The sequence below is a fragment of the Trueperella sp. HMSC08B05 genome (assembly GCF_001808405.1).
In the GTDB taxonomy this organism is placed as follows: domain Bacteria; phylum Actinomycetota; class Actinomycetes; order Actinomycetales; family Actinomycetaceae; genus Trueperella; species Trueperella bernardiae.
Map to the genome: position 1 here is coordinate 20,063 of NZ_KV793260.1, position 241 is coordinate 20,303.

General features: G+C 61.4%; 1 protein-coding gene. It reads right to left on the bottom strand.

Features of this window, described 5'->3' with window-relative positions:
* Positions 1–241: hypothetical protein (locus tag HMPREF3167_RS09875; RefSeq protein WP_168160839.1), on the bottom strand; the 241-nt coding region annotated here is incomplete at both ends.

The following is a 241-nucleotide window of genomic DNA, read 5'->3' on the forward strand; positions in this document are numbered from 1 at the left end:
CTCAGTATGGACACCGGTGGCAAGGAACGGTGCCACCTTCTCGATGATGTCGTTGACGGCGGGGCGGGTCATGAGCCACGTGTAAAACCCGGTGGCGACGATCCACAACCCGTACGCGATAGACTCGCGCATCGCGTCACCATATTCGCTCAGGTCAACGCCGATGGAGCGCCCGGCGAGCCAGATAATCCCCATTGTCGCCATGCCGGCGAGGGCTTGGAAGATCGTGCGGGTAATAGCC